Source organism: Myxococcus guangdongensis, from assembly GCF_024198255.1.
In the GTDB taxonomy this organism is placed as follows: Bacteria; Myxococcota; Myxococcia; order Myxococcales; family Myxococcaceae; genus Myxococcus; species Myxococcus guangdongensis.
The window spans coordinates 744,149-759,527 of the sequence record NZ_JAJVKW010000001.1 but is presented as its reverse complement, the minus strand read 5'-3'; the positions used below and the strand labels follow the sequence as shown (position 1 = coordinate 759,527).

Annotated in this window: 15 protein-coding genes and 1 tRNA gene; 7 read left to right on the top strand and 9 right to left on the bottom strand. The window is 70.1% G+C overall.

What is annotated here, in order from left to right:
• Nucleotides 1–41 precede the first annotated feature (41 nt).
• Nucleotides 42–117: transfer RNA gene (locus LXT21_RS03095), tRNA-Ala, on the bottom strand.
• A gap of 193 nt (nt 118–310) precedes the next feature.
• Between LXT21_RS03095 and LXT21_RS03090 the strand changes: the two genes are divergently transcribed.
• From LXT21_RS03090 to LXT21_RS03070, 5 genes are all read left to right on the top strand, one after another.
• Nucleotides 311–2,683: a tetratricopeptide repeat protein gene (locus tag LXT21_RS03090; protein ID WP_254036576.1), complete on the top strand. Its 2,373-nt coding sequence runs from the start codon at nt 311–313 to the stop codon at nt 2,681–2,683.
• A gap of 288 nt (nt 2,684–2,971) precedes the next feature.
• Nucleotides 2,972–3,856: a heme o synthase gene (gene cyoE / locus LXT21_RS03085; RefSeq protein WP_254036575.1), complete on the top strand. Its 885-nt coding sequence runs from the start codon at nt 2,972–2,974 to the stop codon at nt 3,854–3,856.
• Nucleotides 3,857–3,887: 31 nt separating this feature from the next.
• A complete protein-coding gene (locus LXT21_RS03080; RefSeq protein ID WP_254036574.1) occupies nt 3,888–4,877 on the top strand; it encodes an ABC transporter ATP-binding protein in 990 nt (329 codons plus the stop codon).
• Nucleotides 4,874–5,731 carry an ABC transporter permease gene (locus LXT21_RS03075; protein WP_254036573.1) on the top strand — a complete coding sequence of 286 codons (858 nt, stop codon included), beginning with the start codon at nt 4,874–4,876 and terminating at the stop codon, nt 5,729–5,731. The genes LXT21_RS03080 and LXT21_RS03075 overlap by 4 nt, the downstream gene beginning before the upstream one ends.
• An 83-nt stretch (nt 5,732–5,814) precedes the next feature.
• Nucleotides 5,815–6,654 (top strand): carboxypeptidase regulatory-like domain-containing protein, encoded by an 840-nt coding sequence (locus LXT21_RS03070; RefSeq protein WP_254036572.1) that lies wholly within the window; start codon nt 5,815–5,817, stop codon nt 6,652–6,654.
• 11 nt (nt 6,655–6,665) lie between these two features.
• On the opposite strand, the gene LXT21_RS03065 is transcribed toward LXT21_RS03070, so the two are convergent.
• The 4 genes from LXT21_RS03065 to LXT21_RS03050 are packed head-to-tail and all read right to left on the bottom strand — an operon-like array spanning nt 6,666 to nt 9,753.
• On the bottom strand, nt 6,666–8,264 hold the full coding sequence (locus LXT21_RS03065) for a sensor histidine kinase (protein ID WP_254036571.1): 1,599 nt from the start codon (nt 8,262–8,264) through the stop codon (nt 6,666–6,668).
• Entirely contained in the window at nt 8,264–8,944 is a 681-nt protein-coding gene (locus tag LXT21_RS03060) for a response regulator transcription factor (RefSeq protein ID WP_254036570.1), read from the bottom strand. Before LXT21_RS03060 ends, LXT21_RS03065 begins: the two co-directional genes overlap by 1 nt.
• Before the next feature lie 14 nt (nt 8,945–8,958).
• The gene (locus LXT21_RS03055) at nt 8,959–9,201 is read right to left on the bottom strand and encodes a hypothetical protein (RefSeq protein ID WP_254036569.1); all 243 of its coding nucleotides are present in this window, start codon (nt 9,199–9,201) and stop codon (nt 8,959–8,961) included.
• 36 nt (nt 9,202–9,237) lie between these two features.
• The gene (locus LXT21_RS03050) at nt 9,238–9,753 is read right to left on the bottom strand and encodes a periplasmic heavy metal sensor (RefSeq protein WP_254036568.1); all 516 of its coding nucleotides are present in this window, start codon (nt 9,751–9,753) and stop codon (nt 9,238–9,240) included.
• 351 nt (nt 9,754–10,104) lie between these two features.
• On the opposite strand from LXT21_RS03050, the gene LXT21_RS03045 reads away from it, so the two are divergent.
• Both LXT21_RS03045 and LXT21_RS03040 read left to right on the top strand, forming a co-directional pair.
• Nucleotides 10,105–10,308 (top strand): cold-shock protein, encoded by a 204-nt coding sequence (locus tag LXT21_RS03045; RefSeq protein ID WP_046715299.1) that lies wholly within the window; start codon nt 10,105–10,107, stop codon nt 10,306–10,308.
• A gap of 202 nt (nt 10,309–10,510) precedes the next feature.
• Nucleotides 10,511–10,876, top strand: a complete 366-nt coding sequence (locus LXT21_RS03040) for a cupin domain-containing protein (protein ID WP_254036567.1) — start codon at nt 10,511–10,513, stop codon at nt 10,874–10,876.
• Nucleotides 10,877–10,893: 17 nt separating this feature from the next.
• Here the strand turns inward: LXT21_RS03040 and LXT21_RS03035 are convergent, their stop codons facing one another.
• From LXT21_RS03035 to LXT21_RS03020, 4 genes are all read right to left on the bottom strand, one after another.
• On the bottom strand, nt 10,894–11,322 hold the full coding sequence (locus LXT21_RS03035) for a CC0125/CC1285 family lipoprotein (RefSeq protein ID WP_254036566.1): 429 nt from the start codon (nt 11,320–11,322) through the stop codon (nt 10,894–10,896).
• A 79-nt stretch (nt 11,323–11,401) separates the two neighbouring features.
• Entirely contained in the window at nt 11,402–11,926 is a 525-nt protein-coding gene (locus LXT21_RS03030; RefSeq protein ID WP_256571219.1) for an alpha/beta hydrolase family protein, read from the bottom strand.
• A gap of 42 nt (nt 11,927–11,968) precedes the next feature.
• The gene (locus tag LXT21_RS03025; RefSeq protein ID WP_254036564.1) at nt 11,969–13,522 is read right to left on the bottom strand and encodes a fibronectin type III domain-containing protein; all 1,554 of its coding nucleotides are present in this window, start codon (nt 13,520–13,522) and stop codon (nt 11,969–11,971) included.
• A 150-nt stretch (nt 13,523–13,672) separates the two neighbouring features.
• Nucleotides 13,673–15,235, bottom strand: coding sequence for a hypothetical protein (locus tag LXT21_RS03020; RefSeq protein WP_254036563.1), 1,563 nt, complete (start codon nt 15,233–15,235; stop codon nt 13,673–13,675).
• Between the last annotated feature and the right edge of the window lie 144 nt (nt 15,236–15,379).

Below are 15,379 nucleotides of genomic sequence, written 5' to 3'. Positions count from 1 at the left end.
AAGGGCCTCACGGTTTCCCGTGAGGCCCTTCGTTTGCTGCATGGTGGAGGTGGACGGGATCGAACCGACGACCTTCGCATTGCGAACGCGACGCTCTCCCAACTGAGCTACACCCCCACAACGGGCCCTGCGTGCTGCGCCTTGGCGTTTTGGGCCGCCGAAGGTGAACGGGCTAGTACCGGACCCCTTCCCTGCTGTCAAGCGCAAGCCTTCGGGTCTCATCCGTGCGATTGACGTGCCGCGCAGCGGATGCCATAAAAACCCCTCTTCTCAGGCGTACCCTTTCCGCCCGGTGTCCCTCCCCCCGGTAATGTCTACCTCCCCTTCGAAGACGTTGAGCCCGGCAGAGCTCGCGAAGCTCGAACACGCGTTCGCTTCCGATCCCTCGTCCGCCGCCTACAAGCCTCTAGCCGAAGCGTACCTGAGCATGGGCCGCTTCATGGAGGCGATGGTCGTCTGCAAGAAGGGCGTCAAGGCGCACCCGAACGCTGCCGACCCTCGCCTGTTGCTCGCCCGCGTGTACGCGGAGCAGGGCAAGGACAAGAAGGCCCTGGAAGAGGCGCTCGGCGCGCTCCAGGTCCAACCCGAGGACAAGGGCGCGCTGCGCATGGCCGGCGCCCTCCAGCTGAAGACGGGTGAAGCCGAGCCCGGCAAGGCGAACCTCCTCAAGGCCTACAGCGTGGACCCGGGAGATCCGGACACCGTCACGCTGCTCCAGCAGCACAAGATCGACCCGCCGCGTCCGGCCGCGCCCCCGGCGCCCGTCGCCGCGCCGCCCGTGCTCGCGCCCACCGCCACGCAGCAGTCCGCCGCGTCGCTGGCCAGTGGCGTCGCCGCCACCGCGGGCACCTCCGAGCCTGTCGCCACGCCCAAGCCCGCGGCCACGCCGCGCGCGCCCTCGGGTCCTTCGGCGCCGGTGCGCGCCGAGCCGGCCGCCCAGCGCCAGGCCCCGGCCCAGCCCCGCCGCCCGCAGCCGGTGGTGGCGGACGAGGTCGAGGACGACGACGAGGACGACTCGCCCCGTGGCCGCCGCAACTCGCAGCAGGGTGGGGGCAAGGGCAAGTGGGTGACGGTGGCGCTGTTGGGCGCCCTGGTGCTCTTCATCCCCGGCTACATGATGTACACGCGGCACACCCGCAACGTCGCCCGGGAGCTGAAGAAGCACCTGGAGGCGTCCGCGGAGCTGCTCAAGCGCGACTCCTTCGACAGCTACAAGAAGGCGTGTGAGGAGGCCGACAAGGCGCTGGAGGTGAACTCCGACTCCGGCCTGGCCCATGGCTACCTGGCGTACGCCTACGCCATCCGCTGGGGCGAGCACGGTGGCGGCGACGAAGCGCGCCGCCGCGCCGAGGAGCACCTGGCCGCGGGCATGAAGGCGGGCGACGTCAGCTCGCAGCTCATCGCGGCCGAGGCGCTCGTGCAGACCTACGGTGGCAAGGGCAAGGAGGCCCTGGGCAAGCTGGAGGAGACGGTGAAGGGCCTGGACGCCCAGGGGCGCTCCAGCTCGCTGCTCTACCTGACGCTCGGCCTCATCCAGATGAACGCCGGTGACCTGGACCGCGGCCGCGACTCGCTGGAGCGCGCCCAGGTGCTCGCGCCGGACGACCCGCGCATCTACTCGGGCCTGGGCGCGGTGTACCGCCGGCTGGGCCAGGACAACACGGCCTGGAAGAACTACGACCTGGCCCTGCGCTACGAGAAGGACCACCCGGAGTCGCTCTTGGGTCGCTCCCTCTTGATGCTGGACCAGGACGCGCCCAACTACCCCATGGTCCAGTCCATGCTGAAGAAGCTGCTGGACGCCGAGCCGCCGCCGTCGCCCCGTCAGCTCGCCGCCGCGCACATGGCGCGCTCGCTGCTGGTCAGCCGCGTCTCCGCGGCGCTGCCCAACGAGAAGCCGGACACGCAGCAGAAGCTGGTGGAGGCCACGGGCGTGCCGCTGGACGCGCAGAAGGCGCGCGCGGAGATGCTCAAGAGCGAGGAGACGGGCTTCACGCTCGACAAGCAGAACCCGGACCTGCACCTCATCAAGGGCCGCCGGTTGCTCACCGAGGGCAACTTCGACCTGGCCGCCGAGGAGATCCGCAAGGCCATCCGCGTGGACGGCTCGCGCGCCCAGTTCCACGTCGAGCTGGCCAAGGCCCTCATGGGCAAGCAGGGCGGCGAGAAGGAAGCCGCCGAGGCGCTCCAGACGGCCCTCAAGACGATGGGCGACAGTCCCAAGCTGGTGGTCATGCTGGGCAACGCCTTGCGCCGCCAGGGCAAGCTGGATGACGCGCTCAAGCAGTACGAGCGCGCGGTGAAGGACCCCAAGGCGAAGAACCCCGAGGCCCGCCTGGCCATGGGCGCCATCTACCGTGAGCGCTCCGACTGGACGAACGCGCAGACGCAGCTGGAGAAGGCGAGCCAGGAGTTCGTCGGCCAGCCCGAGCGCTCGGCGATTGCGCTCACGGAGCTGGCGCGCGTCTACCAGGGCAAGGGCGACGCGGCGAAGGCGGACGAGACGTACCAGCGCGCCCTCAACGCCGACGAGGCCTTCTCCCCGGCGTACTACTTCTACGCCACGCTGCTCTCCAAGGACGCCAAGCAGGGGCCCAAGGCGAAGATGCTGGCGCAGGAGTACCTCAAGCGCGACCCGAGCGGCGAGCACGCCACCGCGGCGCGCTCCCTCTCCGGGGGGTGAGCGGGGCCTACAAGCGGGGCTGATGCGCGCGGCCAGCAGGGCGCGCACGGCCCCGGGGCGCCCGGGTTGATGCCCCCCGCGAGTGGGGTTATGCCCCGGGTGTTTGCCTTCCCACGTTCTCCAGGACACGAGGACCCGGACCCGAGCCACCCCGTGGCGCAGGGCGGGCGGCCGTTCGTGTCGGGCGCGTCGCGGTGACGTGTCCTTGCCCACCCCCCGGTGGTGCCTGTATGGGAGGGCGGTTCCCGCGTCGGCAGCGTCCCTGTCACGCTCTCCCCTGGAGTCCGCTTGATCGCGCGTGCCGAGTCCGTGTCGACGACCGCGTCCGACCTGATCTCCCTGATGAAGCCCCGGCTCTCCAGCCTGGTCCTCATCACCACGGCCGGCGGCATGTGGCTGGCCCCAGGTCCTCTGTCCACGGGCAACGCCCTGGTGACGCTGCTGGCCACGGCCGGCACGGTGGGCGCGGCCAACGCGCTCAACTGCTACTGGGAGCGCCACAGCGACAAGTTCATGGCGCGCACCCAGAACCGCCCGCTGCCCTCCGGACGCATGGAGCCGGCGGTGGCGCTGTGGTTCGGCATCTCCCTGGCGGCGGTGTCCCTGCCGGCGCTGGCCCTGGGCGCGAATCTGCTGACGGCGGCGCTGGGCCTGCTCGCGCTGCTCAGCTACGTGCTGGCGTACACGCCGCTCAAGGCGCGCACCTCGGTGGCCATGCTGGTGGGCGCCGTCCCGGGCGCGCTGCCCCCGCTGATGGGCTGGACGGCGGTGACGGACCGCATCGACGCGGGCGGCTTCGCGCTCTTCGCCATCCTCTTCCTGTGGCAGATGCCGCACTTCATCGCCATCGCGCTGTTCCGCAAGGAGGAGTACGCGGCGGCGGGCCTCAAGTCGGTGCCCATCGAGCACGGCGACGAGTCCAGCCGCGCGCAGATCGTCCTCTACCTGGTGGCGCTGGTGCCCATGACGCTCTTGCCCTTCCAGCTCCACATCGCCGGCTCCTGGTACCTGGCGGCCGCGGTGTGCCTGGGGCTGAGCTTCCTGGGAGTGGGGGCGTGGGGGTTCTTCCGCCGGCTGGGGAAGCCCTGGGCGCGCCAGACGTTTCTCTTTTCGTTGATCTACCTCACCGGATTGTTCGCGGCGCTGAGCCTGGACCGCGTTCCCCGCGGCTAGGTGCGCGGGGCAGCCGGCGGAAAGTCCGCCCATGCCTGATACCTCGGTTCACACCCCTCCACCCGCGCTGCTCCACCTCGAGGGACTGACCCGACGGTTCAAGGACCGCGTGGCCGTGGACGGCCTCACGCTGTCGGTGCGGTCCGGCGAAATCCTGGGCCTGTTGGGCCCCAACGGCGCCGGCAAGTCCACCACCTTCCAGATTCTGGCCGGCCTGCTCGCGCCCGACGCGGGGCAGGTGCGCTTCGCCGGACGCGAGCTGTCGCTGAGCGACCCGGCGCTGCGCCGGCAGATGGGCATCATCTTCCAGCGCGGCAGCCTGGATGACCTGCTCACCGCGCGGGAGAACCTGATGCTCGGGGCCCGCCTGTACGGGCTGACGGGCGAGCGGGCCCGGGAGCGGGTGGAGTCGATGCTGGGACTCATCGGCCTGTTGGACCGGGGCGACGAGCGGGTGGGCACGTGGTCCGGAGGCATGCGCCGCCGGCTGGAGCTGGCGCGGGCGCTGGTGCACCAGCCGCGCGTGGTGCTGATGGACGAGCCCACGCAGGGCCTGGACGAGGCCGCCTTCCGCACCTTCTGGGCGCACCTGAAGCGGCTGCGCGACGCGGAGGGCCTGACGGTGCTGCTCACCACGCACCGGGCCGACGAGGCCGAGGTGTGCGACCGGCTGGCGGTGCTCGACGCGGGGAAGCTCGTGGCGTGTGACACGCCGGCCGCGCTGGCCGCGCGCATGGGCGGGGACATCCTCACCGTGGAGGCGCTCGAGCCGGAGACGCTGGCCCGGGAGGTCCGCGAGAAGCTGGGCGTGGACGCGAAGGTGGTGGAGGGGCGGGTGCAGGTGGAGGCCCAGCAAGGCCACGCGCTGGTGCCCCGGTTGGTGGAGTCCTTCCCGGCGGGGCGGATGTCGTCCGTCGCGCTGCGCCGCCCCACGTTGGCGGATGTGTTCCTGCAGCTCACCGGGCGCGCGCTGGGCGCCGACGTGCCGGCCGTGGAGGCCGCGCCGAGGAGACGCCGATGAACGCCGAGGTTTCCACCGCGCAGCCGCCCCCTGTGGCCGAGGACGCGCGGGCTCCGGATGCTCCGGGCACGCTGGCCCTGCAGTGGGCGACGGTGCGGGTGCTGATGGCGCGCGACGTGGTGCGCTTCTTCCGTCAGCCCAGCCGCGTCGTGGGCGCGCTGGCGCAGCCCATCCTGTTCTGGTTCGTCATCGGCTCGGGCTTCGCGGGTTCGTTCCGCGTCGAGGGCGCGCAGGGGCTGGGCTACCAGCAGTTCTTCTTCCCGGGCGTCGTCACCATGGTGCTGCTGTTCAGCGCCATCTTCGCCACGATTACGGTCATCGAGGACCGCCGCGAGGGCTTCCTCCAGGCGGTGCTCGCGGGGCCGGGCTCGCGGCTGGCGGTGGTGCTGGGCAAGGCGCTGGGCTCGTCCGCGATCGCGCTGATGCAGGCGTCCTTGTTCCTGCTGCTGGCGCCGCTGGCGGGCGTGAGCGCGGCCACCCTGAACCTGCCGCTGCTCGTGTCGGTGATGGTGCTGACGGCGCTGGCGCTGACAGGCATGGGCATGGCGCTGGCGTGGTGGGTGCGCTCGAGCGCGGGCTACCACGCGGTGATGAGCATCGTGATGCTGCCCATGTGGGTGCTGTCCGGGGCCATGTTCCCGCTGAAGGGCGCGGACACCTGGCTGTCGTGGGTGATGGTGCTCAACCCGATGCGCTTCTCGGTGGAGGGCGTGCGGCGCGCGCTGTACGGTGCCGAGGCGTCCGTGGCGGTGGGCTCGCCCCTGTCCGGCGCGGGCTGGGAGGTGCCGGTGCTGCTGGCGTTCGCGACGGTGTTCCTGGGGCTGGCGGCGGTGAGCGTCAGCCGGCGCGAATAGCGCGGACGGGCCGTTGGACAGGTTCGCGTCCTTTGACTACGAGGGAGCGCGGACGAAGTACTGGTTCACCGAGGAGATGGCACATGACGCTGCGCACGCTCGGCCTGTCGATGCTGGGAGCCGCGGGGCTGTTGGCCCTGCCCGCTTGCAAGAAGGAGGAGGCCCCGGCCACGCCTCCGCCCGCCGCGCCCGCCGAGGCGGCGCGCGCACCCGAGGAGAAGGCGCCACACGCGGCCACGCCCATCCAGGCGCCGGGCCAGACGACGAACGTCGCCGTGGGCAAGGGCGAGGTGAAGGGCACGGTGACTTTCACGGGCACGGCGCCGGCCGCGGCGGACCTGCCGCCGAGCAGCGACCCGGCCTGTGAGGGGCGGGCGTCCAAGGACGAAGCGGTGCTGGTGAAGGACGGCAAGCTGCGCAACGTGCTGGTGCGCGTGCGTGGCGCGGTGGCGGGGGCTTCCGCCGTGCCGACGGAGCCGGTGGTGGTGGACCAGTCGAAGTGCACCTACGTGCCGCGCGTGCAGGGCGCGGTGGCGGGGCAGCCCGTCGTCTTCAAGAACAGCGACGGCACGCTGCACAACGTGCGCGGCGTGGTGGGCACCAAGTCGGCCTTCAACGTGGCCCAGCCGCCCTCGGGCGCGCCGGTGCAGAAGTCCGTGCCCGCCGCGGATGACGTGCTGAAGCTCAAGTGCGACGTGCACCCGTGGATGACCGCGTTCGTGGTGAGCAACCCGAACCCGTTCTTCGCCACCACGGGCGAGGACGGCACCTTCACGATTCAGGGCCTGCCCGCGGGCACGTACACCCTGGAGGCCTGGCACGAGACGTTCGGCACGAAGAGCGCCGAAGTCACGGTGAAGGACGACGCGCCGGCCACCGTCGCCTTCGCGTTCACCGCCGAGGACGCGTCCGCGAAGAAGTAGGGCCGACAGGCCTACGCCGCCGGCAGCTCCAGCGCGCCCGGCGGCCCCGCCTTCTTCACCGTGAAGCCCACGCGCGCGCCGCCGCCCTCGCGGTTCTCCGCGAACGTCTCGCCGCCGTGCGCCTTCGCGATGCGCTGCACCAGCGCGAGCCCCAGCCCCAGCGAGCCCGCCTCACGGGCCTCTCCGCCCCGGTCCTTCCGGTAGAAGGGCTGGAAGACGCGCTCCTCCTCACCCGGCAGGAGCCCCGGGCCCCGGTCCTCCACGCAGAAGCACATGTCTTCTTCGCGCTCCTCCACCCGCAGGGTGCTCGCGCCGCCGCCGTGCTTGCGCGCGTTGTCCAGCAGGTTGGCCAGCGCACGCCCCAGCAGCGTCGCGTCGCCCACCAGCACCGCCTCCGGCAACTCCGAGTCGAGCAAATCAGACGACAACCCCGCGCGCTCCAGCGCCTGACTCGCCAGCGTGCGCCCGTCCAGCACCCGGGGCGTGAGCTGTCCGAAGTCCAGCCGCGAGCTCGCGAGCAGCTCGCCCACCAGCGCGTCCAGCTCCACCACCTCGCGGTCCACCTGGTCCAACGTCTTGGGATTCCCCCCGCCGTCGCGCAGGAGCTCCGTCAGCACGCGCATCCGCGCCAGCGGCGTGCGCAGCTCGTGGGACACCGCCGCGAGCAGCTCGCGTTGGTCCGCCACCTGCTTCTCGATGCGCCCCGCCATGTCGTTGAAGGCGACCGCCAGCACCGTGAACTCACCCGTCGCGTGGGGGAGGACCTCGGCGCGAGCGTCGAGCCGTCCAGCGCCCAGCGCCTTGGTGGCCTGCACCAGCGCATCCACGGGCTTGGCCAGCCTGCGCGCCATCTTCCCGGAGGCCATCCACAACATGAGGCACGCGGCGACCAGCGGGAGGATCAACTTCATCTTGTTCTTGGCGCGCTCGCTCCCGTAGCACAGTCGCACCTGTCCCAGCGTGGTGTCTCCGCGCACCACGGGGAGGGACATCTCCGTGCTGTTGCACAGCCCTCCGGCCAGCACGAGCAGCTTGCCCGACGCGTCCTTCAGCTCCACGTCGATGTCCAGATCCCGGGCCACGGACTGCGCCAGCGCCTCCCTGCGCGCGGGCTCGTCCCAGACCTCCTCGAAGCGGTGGCTCGCGAAGTTCTTGAGCCGGACCATCTCCTGCTTCCAGGTGGTGCCCCCGACGATGTTGAACACCAGGCCCACCACCAGGCCCGTCAGGGAGATGGTCAACCCGAACCACATGAACAGGCGCCGGTGCAGCCGGGCCCGCACGAAGTGGCCCAGCCGGCTCATGCGCCAGTGGCTCCAGTGCGCCTGGTGGTGTCGCCTCCACCGCTCGATGTGCTCGTGCCGGGGATGCTTCCCCCAACCTCCGGATGGACGTCGCCCCCAGCCCGGACGCTTGTCCGACGCGGAGTCATCGCTCGCCCACTGCCCGCCCTGTCCCTGGGCCCGGGCCTCCTCCACCTCTCGGTGGAGCCATCGTGAGAACTCCTCGGCCTCCTCGCAGCTCAAGTCCCACGGGCCGCAGTCGTCGCGGCGCCAGGGGGAGGAGCGCCTCGGCTCGCCCTTGCCACCCTTGTCGTTCCGGCGGCCCATCAGAGGCCCTCTTTGGCGAAGACGTAGCCCACGCCACGCACCGTCTTGATGAGCCGCGCGCCGATGTCGCCCAGCTTCTGGCGCAGGTGGGAGATGTGCACGTCCACCGTGCGCTCGCCCACCACCGTGTCGCTGCGGCCCGCCTCACCCAGCAGCGCGTCCCGGGGGATGACGCGGCCCGCGCGACGCACCAGCGCCACCAGCAGGTCGAACTCCAGCCCCGTCAGGTCCACCAGCTTGCCCTCCGCGCGCACCTCGCGCCCGGCCACGTCGATGGACAACCCGCCCGCCTCCAGCCGGTCCGCCACCGCCGACGGCTGCGAGCGCCGCAGCACCGCCCTCAACCGCGCCAGGAGTTCCCGGGGGCTGAAGGGCTTGGGCAGGTAGTCGTCCGCGCCCAACTCCAACCCCACCACGCGGTCCGTCTCGTCCCCCTTCGCGGTGAGCATGACCACGGGGATGCGGCTCTTGGCGCGGATGCGCTTGCACACCTCGAGGCCGTCCATGCCCGGCATCATCACGTCCAGCAGCACCGCGTCGTAGGCACTGGCCTCCAACGCCGCGAGCCCCCGACCTCCATCCGGGGCATGCGTCACGCTGACGCCGTTCTGCCCGAGGTACTGCGCGAGCAGTTCATACATGCGGGTGTCATCGTCGATGAGCAGGACGCGTGTGGACATGGACGGAGTCGATATTAACGCGGCCCGGGCGCTGGAGCCTGGGTCGTGGTGGAGGGCGGCGAGTCGGCGGCCGCGGTGGCGTCCGGGGGGCACTCGGGCCCGTTGGCCGCAGGCGCCCGACGTCCCCAGCGCTCCGCCCCCCTGTCGCCGCGACAGGGGCTGTCATGGCGGGAGAGGCTCTGGAAGCCGGAGATGAAGCCTCCGATGACGCCCAGGGTGAGGACGACGATGAGGATGCCGCGGCGGGGTCGCATCATGAACATGGGGTTCTCCGATTCGTGGGTGAATGGGTTTCAGACCATCGGGTGGTCATCGCCTCGCCAGCCCCGGTGCCCGCCACAGCGGCGCCCGTGCCACCCGGGGCCTCCGCCGTAGCCATGGCCCCAGCCGTGCTCGAGGAGGTCCGCCAGCTCGCGGCGCTGGCGCGGGTCCAACGCCTCGTGCACCTGCGAGAGCGCGCCCTGCAGCGTCTTGCGCGCGTTCTCCACCGCGACGTCGTGCCGCGCGAAGAGCTCCCGCAACGCGGCCCCGTCGAAGTGCTCCCCCCTCAGCGCGGCGCCCATGGCGGCACGGCTGGGGCGCACCTCGTCACGCAGCTTGTCGAAGGCCTCGGTGAGCTCCTCGGTCGCCTGGACGATGACCTTCTCCTGGCCCGGAGAGGTCTCCAGCCGCTCGAACAGCCAGCGCAGGCGCATCCGCCATCCGAAGCGGCCGCCCCGACGAGGCCCCTGGTGGCGCCAGCCGCGGCCACCCCGCACGGTGTAGAAGAGGCCGGCCAGACAGGCCGAGCCGAACAGAAATCCGAACATGAGGGTCCTGCTCCTTCCCAGCGGAGCGGGCCGGGATGGCGCGCTTCCGTCTTGGATGGGCAGGAAGGTAGAGGGCGGGTGTGAAGCCAACGCCCGGGACCCCGTGAAGAAACATGAAGCGCTTTCGCACCTTCTCGGGATGAAGGAGCGAGTGTAGGCTGTTGACCTCTGGAGCGATTTTCAGCCCCTCGGACTGTCCTCTGGCCGACGACCGCCTGCCCGCTGGGTGGGGGTCGGGTGGACAAAGGAGAAGTTGAGGTAGATTCTCGCTTCAGTGTCGGAGCGATGTCCGCCCCGCACTGGCGGTCCGGCTGGTCCCGGGTCGCCGTCTAGCAGAAAGAAGAAGGTCACATGGCATTCGGTACTGTGAAGTGGTTCAACGACGCCAAGGGTTTCGGCTTCATCGCGCAGGACAGCGGTGAGGACGTGTTCTGCCACCACACCGCCATCAACATGGATGGCTTCCGCACCCTGCAGGAGGGGCAGAAGGTGGAGTTCGAGGTGACCCGTGGCCCCAAGGGCCTGCAGGCGCAGAACGTCCGCGCAGCGGGTTAATCGCGTCATCCTGGCCACCCTTGAGTGAGCCCGAGGCCCGGTCTTCCCTAGGGGAGGCTGGGCCTTCGTCTTTGCGGGGTCCGGCCCGTCGGGCAGGCGGGCGTGAGCGTGGCGTGCGTGTGTCCCGGACGCGGGGCTTACCTTCGACGGGAACGCGCGGCGCATCCGCCGCCTTGACGCCCGAGGGCGAAGGAGACGAGCCATGGGGGATACCAGCGTGAAGAAGGTGGAGAGCCGGCACTCGCCCCGGGGAGAGATGGGGCAGAAGTACCTGGCCTCCGGCGTACGGGTGTCCATGCGGCTGTGGGAGGACGAGCCGCCAGGGGAGCCCAAGCCGGCCGCGCCGCGCGACTACGAGACGGTGGGCTTCGTGCTGAAGGGCCGCGCGGAGCTGCACCTGGAGGGACAGCTCATCCTGCTCAACCCCGGCGACTCGTGGCTCGTGCCGCGCGGCGCCAGCCACACGTACAAGGTGCTGGAGACGTTCTCCGCGGTGGAGGCCACCAGTCCTCCCGCCGCCGTGCACGGCCGCGACGAGGGCGCGGAGCAGAAGCCCGCGAAGGCGTGACGGAGGGCCGTGGGGCTTCAGGGCTCCGGCGGGGCCTCTTCGAGGGGCTCCGCCGCCTCCAGTGCCACGTCGGAGGTCGCCTGCGTGGCGTCGCGGCACTGGATGGTGCCCTTCACCCAGTGGCGCCGGTTCACGGGCGAGTCCGTGACGATGAGGGACGTGCTCGAGCTCTTCCCGACGAAGAGGAGCGGCCCGCCCTGGCTCCCCGTGTCGAAGGACCAGTCGTACTCGCGCCCCTGGCACAGCTCTGCGGCCCGTCGGTGGAAGTAGCCCTGCAGCGTGCCCAGGTGCGTCTGCGGATTGCCGCGCACTTCAATCTGGAGGACGCCTGGGGCCACCTCCATGTCGTGATAGCCGCCCGAGCCGGTCATGGGCTGGTACGGCGTGACGCACGCGCCGCAGAGCAGCGGCACGCAGGCGGCGAGGGCTCGGCGCGAGAAGGTCATCCTCTGTCTATTCGGACGCAGCCTCGCTTCCTGGTCGTGCCTCAGGTGTCCGGAGGTGTTGCTCCAGGAAGGAGAGGATTCACGAGGACGTCTCCGCCTCGCTCTTCTTGCTGCTGAAGCCGTGGCCGTCGTCGGGGAGGACGAAGTAGTCGACGGCCACGCCGTTCTTCCGCACGGCCTCCACGAACGCGTCCGTCCGGGCCTTGGGCACGCGCGGGTCCTGGGCCCCCTGGATGACGAGCAGGGGCCTGCGAATCCGCTCCGCGTGGAACCGGGGCGAAATCTCCCGCAGCATCGCCGCCTGGGTCTGGGGATTGCCCAGCTCCTGATAGAGCGCCTCGCGCAGCGCCTCCTTGTGGGGCGGCAGCTCCTCGAGCGCGCTCAGCCAGTCGGTGATTCCGAACGCGTCCACGCCCACGGCGAAGACGTCGGGGTGGAAGGCCATGGCCGCGAGCACCATGTAGCCGCCATAGCTGGGGCCCAGGATGGCCACGCGCTCGCCGTCTACATAGGCGAGGCTGGCCAGATACTTCTTCGCCTCGACGGGATGGCGAGGATGACAAGGACTTGCATGGGCATGGACCCGGGGCGTCTGGGATGGCATCGACAGGCGGAGGCGGCACTGTCCTCCGCCTGTCGAGTGCGTTCAAGGCGCCACGGAGAAGAATGCGCTGGAGGCCATGGAGGAGCGGTAGGGGGCTCGCTCTCGTGTGGCGACCGGTGCCTGCTCCACGTCCCACAGGGGGGCGTCGATGGCAATCACACTCACGACGAAGTGGGTGCCCGGCTCCAGCCGGTCTGGCGGCAGGCGCACCTCCTGGACCGAGGCGGGCACGTCGATGATGCCGCTGTTCACGAGCACCCCGAACATCGGGTAGTACCGTCGGAGCACCACCTCATAGGCCGTGGGATGGCCCACCGCCGGAGGCCGCCAGGAAATCACCGGATGGACCGAGTCCACCTCGTGGGGGGTGTTGGCCGACTTCCAGTCGATGCGCAGGGAGCGCGGCGGCGACAGCTTCGGGACGATGGGCCCGGAGGTGAGGTCCTCGAGCTTCTCGATGGCGGAATAGCCTCCGAACACGTTGACGAAGCGCTCGGGGTTGTCCGGCCTCTGCAAGTCATAGGTGGTGCTGTAGTTCACCCGTCCGACCACGCCCCAGTCTGAAGGGTAGGGATTGCCGAATCGCAGGGGGGCCGCGAAGTCGGAGGCACTCCCCCTGGGCAGGTCCATTCGGAGCATGGGCAGGCTTTCGGCCACGCGCTGCTCCGGGGTGGAGGTATGGGGCGTGGAGAGGACCTCGAACCAGATCGAACCTGGAAGGGCGCGAGCGTTGACCTGCGGGACCAGGCGCGCGAACTCGGACAGACGCCAATCCAGGGGGACCTCCTGGAGCGGCAGTGGCTGCAGCTCCGTGGTGATGGGCAGGGGCGTCACCTCCCAGTCCGGTACGAAGTCGAGCGGCGGCAGGTGCACGGAGCGCTCGATGGCGGAGTACCCCGCCCGCGTCCCATCGGGCAGCGCCCCCGCGATGAACTCACTGAGCTGATGGACATACAACCGGTCTCCGGCGTCTGCCCGGAAGATGGGGAGGCTGTCCGTGTTGTAGGCGAACAGGAGGGCCTCGTCGGTCTCGATGGAGGTCGCTCCTTCGGGAGTCTCCTCCGGGACGATGAGCTCCCCGAACGTCTCCACGTCCGTGGACACCACATGGAGGCTGGAGCCCGGTAGCTGCGGGCTCTTCAGGTGCCTCCAGGGAGACAGGTTGCGCAGGTCGAGCTGCGTGTAGACCCAGTCGACCCACGGGTACTCCGCGTCGGAGCGACCGATGCGGTGGGCGCCGATGTCCACGTGGCGCGCGGACGTGACGACGTCGACCCTGTAGGACGAGGCCAGGCGCAGGTAGTACTCCGTCCGCGGCACCCCTCTGAAGCGCCATCCACCGGCCGCCGCGGTGCCGGTGATTCGGGTGAAGGACGCACCGCTCTGGAGGTAGATCTCGGGAGGATTCTCCGACAGGTCTTCCAGCCGCTCCGCGACTCCCACCGAGGTGTGGAAGCGCGTGGTGCTCGTCACCCATACCTCGTCCTCGGCGAGCGGCGCCTGGGACGAAGACGCCTTCGCGACGTCGGACCGCTCACTTCCACATCCCGCCAGCCAGAGGACACACGCCGTCCCCAGCAGGGGTGACCTGCTCATTCGCATCATCGAGAACCACCTTCCATACACGTGGGGATTGCTTCACCGGGCCGATAGCACGAGGGCGCGGGGAGGCTTGGGCGGACCCTTCACGGTGCAAGTATTCGCGGGACCGCCCGAGACATCTTCGCGCGCCCTACGTCGGGCCCTTCACGGCGCCACGGTGAAGATGGAGCTGTAGGCGGTGGCGGAGTGGTAGGGCACCCGCTCTTGCGTGGAGAGCGGTGCTTGCTCCACGTCCCAGTGGGGAGCGTTGACGGCAATCACGCTCACGTAGAACTGGGGGCCTGAGGTCAGCAGGCCGGGCGGCAGGCGCAGCTCCTGGATGGAAGCTGGCACGCTGATGGAGCCCGTGGTCGAGGTCGTTCCGAACTGGGAAAAGAGCTGTCGGACAATCACCCGATAGGCCGTGGGGGTGCCGACGGCTGGCGGGCGCCACGAAATCACGGGGTGGACCGAGCTCACTTCGCGCGACGTACTGGCCGACTTCCAATCGATGCGAAGGGAGCGGGGCGGCGACAGCTTGGGCGCGATGGGGCCGGAGGCGAGGTCCTCGAGCTTCTCGACGGCGGTATAGCCCCCCACCAGGTTGATGGTGCGTGAGGGATTGCCCGACATCTGCGCGGCATAGACGGTGCTGTAGTTGACCCGTCCGACCACGTCCCAGCTCGAGGGGTACGGATTGCCGTACCTCAGATGGGCCGCGAAATCCGAAGCACTTCCTCGGGGAATGAGCAGCCGGAGCAGGGGCTGGGTGAAGCCCATCCATTGCTCCGCGGACGTGTGGGGCGTGGGATGGATCTCGAACCAGATGGTGCCCGGAAGGGCGCGAGGGTGGACCTGCGAGGCTTGCGGCGCGAACTCGGACAGACGCCAGTCGAGCGGGAACTCCTGGAGCGGCAGCGGCTGGAGCTCCGCGTCGATGGTCAGGGGGGACGGGCCCCATTCCGGCACGAAGTCGAGCGGTGGCAGGTGCACGGAGCGCTCGACGGAGGAGTAGCCCACCCGCGTCCCATCCGGCATCCCTCCGGCGGTGAACTCACTGGATTGATGGACATACATCCGGTCCCCGGCGTTCGCCTGGAAGACGGGCATGCTCATCAGGTTGTAGGCGACCAGAAAGGACTCGTCGGTGACGATGGAGGTCGCTCCTTCGGGAGTGTTCTCTGGAACGAGCAGGTCTCCGACCATGTCCACGTCCGTGGCCACCGCCTGAAGGCTGGAGCCCGGTTGATACTGCCCTGTCAGGCGCCGCCAGGGAGAGAGGTTGCGCAGGTTGAGCTGCACGGGGACCCCGTCGACTCCCGGGTACTCCGCGTCGGCGCGCCCGATGTGGTGGGTGCCGATGTCCACGTGGCGGGCGGATGTGAGGATGTCTGCCCGGCTGAGTGGGTGCGTGCGCAGGTAGTACTCCGTCCTGGGGACGCCCGTGAAGAGCCACCCTCCGGCCACCGGAGTGCCGGTGATGCGGATGAAGGACGCGCCCGTCTGGAGATGGATCTCCGGAGGATTCGCGGACAAGTCGTCCAGTCGTTCCGCGATGCCCACCGAGGTGTGGAAGCGCGAGGTGCTCGTCACCAGCACCTCGTCCTCGGCGAGCGGCGCGTGGGCCGAAGACAGCTTCGTGGCGTCGGATGGTCCGCTCCCACATCCCATCACGCAGAGGGCACACGTCGCCCCCCGCAGGAGCGACCTGCTCAGCAGTTGCATCATCGAAGACCACCTCTCCACGGGTTGGATTTGCTCCGAGCCTCGGTAGCACGATTGCTTCTGCAGTCGCGGACGGGCCTTCACGGCGCAATCATTCCCGGCCCGGCCGATACGCCCGCAGGCTGCCTGCGTTTCCCCGCGTGGGCT

Bases quoted from the DNA above. Each gene is read 5' to 3' on its own strand.
- LXT21_RS03090 (WP_254036576.1), top strand. From the start codon at position 311: ATGTCTACCTCCCCTTCGAAGACGTTGAGCCCGGCAGAGCTCGCGAAG.
- LXT21_RS03080 (WP_254036574.1), top strand. From the start codon at position 3,888: ATGCCTGATACCTCGGTTCACACCCCTCCACCCGCGCTGCTCCACCTC.
- LXT21_RS03075 (WP_254036573.1), top strand. From the start codon at position 4,874: ATGAACGCCGAGGTTTCCACCGCGCAGCCGCCCCCTGTGGCCGAGGAC.
- LXT21_RS03070 (WP_254036572.1), top strand. From the start codon at position 5,815: ATGACGCTGCGCACGCTCGGCCTGTCGATGCTGGGAGCCGCGGGGCTG.
- LXT21_RS03065 (WP_254036571.1), bottom strand. From the start codon at position 8,264: ATGGGCCGCCGGAACGACAAGGGTGGCAAGGGCGAGCCGAGGCGCTCC.
- LXT21_RS03060 (WP_254036570.1), bottom strand. From the start codon at position 8,944: ATGTCCACACGCGTCCTGCTCATCGACGATGACACCCGCATGTATGAA.
- LXT21_RS03055 (WP_254036569.1), bottom strand. From the start codon at position 9,201: ATGATGCGACCCCGCCGCGGCATCCTCATCGTCGTCCTCACCCTGGGC.
- LXT21_RS03050 (WP_254036568.1), bottom strand. From the start codon at position 9,753: ATGTTCGGATTTCTGTTCGGCTCGGCCTGTCTGGCCGGCCTCTTCTAC.
- LXT21_RS03045 (WP_046715299.1), top strand. From the start codon at position 10,105: ATGGCATTCGGTACTGTGAAGTGGTTCAACGACGCCAAGGGTTTCGGC.
- LXT21_RS03040 (WP_254036567.1), top strand. From the start codon at position 10,511: ATGGGGGATACCAGCGTGAAGAAGGTGGAGAGCCGGCACTCGCCCCGG.
- LXT21_RS03035 (WP_254036566.1), bottom strand. From the start codon at position 11,322: ATGACCTTCTCGCGCCGAGCCCTCGCCGCCTGCGTGCCGCTGCTCTGC.
- LXT21_RS03030 (WP_256571219.1), bottom strand. From the start codon at position 11,926: ATGCCATCCCAGACGCCCCGGGTCCATGCCCATGCAAGTCCTTGTCAT.
- LXT21_RS03025 (WP_254036564.1), bottom strand. From the start codon at position 13,522: ATGAGCAGGTCACCCCTGCTGGGGACGGCGTGTGTCCTCTGGCTGGCG.
- LXT21_RS03020 (WP_254036563.1), bottom strand. From the start codon at position 15,235: ATGATGCAACTGCTGAGCAGGTCGCTCCTGCGGGGGGCGACGTGTGCC.